Source organism: Calothrix sp. CCY 0018 (assembly GCF_963920925.1).
Taxonomy (GTDB): domain Bacteria; phylum Cyanobacteriota; class Cyanobacteriia; order Cyanobacteriales; family Nostocaceae; genus Rivularia.
The window spans coordinates 1-2242 of record NZ_CAWUDI010000103.1; the positions used below are offsets into that span (position 1 = coordinate 1).

The following is a 2242-nucleotide window of genomic DNA, read 5'->3' on the forward strand; positions in this document are numbered from 1 at the left end:
TTGGTTGAGTCGATGTGTGGTATTATCCACAGCACCTCTCATTTAGATCCGTGCGTACCCGTTTCCGTGTACACGGCTCCCGATATTCTTAAGCTTTACGGCTTTTGCTCATGTGAATGTAATCATGACAAGACTCATGCATTGCCACTAGATTTTTTGTTTTCCAGTTGTTATGATTACCATCAACGTGATGTAAGTGTACTAGCTCATCGCTTGTGAACTTTAAGTCACATCTTGCACATGAATGGTTTTGCCTTTGAATGGCTTTAGAGGTATAACCATCGTATAACTTACTGTTCCTTCTGCTCCAATAAGTTATATCTTTGTCGTAGGGAGATTTAATCCCTTTGACATTAACGTGTTTGTTTTCGGAGTAAGGAACTTTTGGGAACGCTTTTGCTATCAGCTTGGTTGTTGATTCTTTTGTGTTCTTACTTTCCTTATTGAATACCTCAAACGTTCTTTGATTAATGCGCCATAGTGAGAACCTTGACCCATTCATCTTGCAGAACTTATGGTAATTCCTCCAACCTCTAACTATTGGTGCTAGCTTTTCAGCTTTTACCTTAGAACCATAGTTCGAGCAGTTGACGATTTTCTTAACTTTCTCCCGGAATTTTTTGAAGTTTTCCACTGAGGGAGTACTTCTGAATTTTCCGTTGCTTTGCACTTTGAAATGCCAGCCTAGAAAGTCAAATCCATCTGTCGCAGCGGTTATTTTTGTCTTTTTCTCACTTACTTTCATTCCTCTGGTAGCTAGGAATTGGCTTATTTTGTCCAGTATATCGTCTGCATCGTCTTCAGGTCTGAGAATTACAACCATGTCATCCGCATAACGAATTGATGGTTCTACAATATATTTTGGTAGAGTATTTTTTGTAATCCTACATCTTGAATCTATGTGATATCTATGAATTTTTTCGATACCATTTAATGCAATATTAGCTAGTAGTGGACTTACCACACCACCTTGAGGCGTACCTTGTTTTGGGAATTCTGGATTTGTTCCTGCTTTTAAACAGCGGAATATTCCAGACTTGATGCCTTTAGGAGCAATAAGATTATTCATTATTGTAGTGTGGCTTATCCTATCGAAACATTTTTCAATATCGAGTTCTATAACTCGTTTATTGATTCCATTTGACTGAGAGCTTAAGTTGGTAAACAGGACTTTGTGAGCATCATGTGCTGAACGTCCTGGTCTAAACCCGTAGCTTTTTGCATGGAAAGTTGCTTCGTGTGCTGGTTCTAAGGCATATTTTGCAAGGCATTGCCAAGCTCTGTCTGCGATAGTTGGTATTTTCAGCATTCTGGTAGTTCCATCTTTTTTAGGAATGGGGATACTACGCACCTTCTGGTGATGCCAGTTATTACTGGTATCTTTTAGAAGTATTTCAAGCTCAAATCTCTCATTAAAGTTGAGGGATTTTTTACCATCAACACCTGCTGTTTTCTTACCTGCGTTTAGCTGAGTTACTTGACGAATTGCCAAAAATCTAGCTGCTTTGGATTTCAAAATAAGCTTTTGAAGTGACAAAGCTTTACGCTTGTCTCCTACTCGAATCGCTTTGAACACTCGACTTTGCAGGCGGAATAAGTCTTTACGGAATTTTTTCCAGTTTAGATTCTTCCAAGATTCACTAGTAGATTTACTGTGCCTAATCACGCTCTAACTCCGTTAAGTGTTTTCTGAATACCTTGCAGCAATTACGCCGCATCCTACCCGAATCAAAGGAGTTCCGTATTTCGACTTACCTACATAGGATTCGACATTCCCATGACCTTTAATTCGTTTTTATTCGTTCCCTCAGATGATTAGATATCAATGTTATTCAATATCTATTTTCGTTCCGTTAGGTGTAGTCAATTTAACCATCGAATACCCAGGATTCTTGCTGCTACTCACGCCAAGTGCAGCGGGTATAAGCTTCGATGAAGTCAAGGGTTTTTGTTATGCCTTGCTTAGAACTAGGTTACTTTTTTAGACTATGTTTCACCGTAGGAGCTTCCTATTAGCACCAGTGTCAGCCCATAACAGCCGTCTGATTGTGCCCTGTTCCCAGCTTCACTCTACAAGGTCGATTCTTGTTCGGTGTGGGCAGATAAGGGGTCACGCTTGAATCTAGCGGATAGGACTTTCACCTACATCATCTTGAGAGTTCAGTGCTTAACAGGAGTTAAGTTTCACTGGTTTAGGTATGTACGGACTGATTACCGTGATTCCCTAAACAACGAATCGCAC

At 39.9% G+C, this 2242-nt stretch carries 1 protein-coding gene; it reads right to left on the minus strand.

Going from position 1 to position 2242, the window contains the following annotated elements; all coding sequences use genetic code 11:
- Positions 1-88 precede the first annotated feature (88 nt).
- Complete coding sequence (locus tag ACM03V_RS34285) at positions 89-1666, minus strand: group II intron reverse transcriptase/maturase (protein WP_414625278.1); 1578 nt, start codon at positions 1664-1666, stop codon at positions 89-91.
- Positions 1667-2242 lie beyond the last annotated feature (576 nt).